Raw genomic sequence first — 732 nt, 5'->3', positions numbered from 1 at the left:
TGATGCCATCAAACAGACCAAGGAAAGCGCTGAACAAATAAAACAGGCTGGGGCAGAAAAAGCTAAACAAGTGGTTGATAATGCGAAAGAAGCTGCAACCGATATAAAAAATAAAGCTGCTGAAGAAGCTGATAAACTATCAACAAAAGCAGATCAATTAAAAGAAACAACCAAACAAAAAACATCAGAGTTGCAACAAAATATTTCAGATAAAGCCACTGAAGCCACAAATCAAGCCAAAGAAAAAGCAACCCAAGTTAAAGAAGGGTTTAATTCTGAGGTCTAGACATTATCTGATAAAGCAGCAGCGGCTAAAGAGGATCTAACCAATAAGGCAAACACTTTAAGTGAAAGCGCTAAAGAAAAAGCGGCAACCATGCAACAAAACTCTCAACCACAAAAACAATAAAATTCAATTAGTTTAATCAATTAAAAAGAAAATATTGTTAAAAAATTAATTGTAGTTAGAACCATCGAAATAAGAATAATATTGTTTTACACTTCCTTCTAACCTGATAAGGCCAGTATTTCTGGCCTCTTTTTTTAATCTGGCAAGATTGATCATATAAAATTTATAATAATTTGAAATTAATGCTGTGACATGTTGATTAAAATAGTTGCCAGATTTATTACACCAAAAACGGTTTACCAAAATAGTATATTCGCAATGTCTTTACAGAGAGCCTAAATTGGCGGTAATAGCTGCGACATAAATAGCATGATATTTTCACT

Annotated in this window: 1 pseudogene; it reads left to right on the top strand. The window is 32.9% G+C overall.

Annotated elements, in window-relative coordinates:
- Positions 1 to 286 (top strand): annotated as a pseudogene (locus CBG25_RS16930) (hypothetical protein); the annotation flags it as partial.
- Between the last annotated feature and the right edge of the window lie 446 nt (positions 287 to 732).

The organism is Arsenophonus sp. ENCA (assembly GCF_002287155.1).
Taxonomy (GTDB): Bacteria; Pseudomonadota; Gammaproteobacteria; order Enterobacterales; family Enterobacteriaceae; genus Arsenophonus; species Arsenophonus nilaparvatae.
The sequence above is the reverse complement of the archived record's forward strand: the minus strand, read 5'-3'. Positions and strand labels throughout refer to the sequence as shown.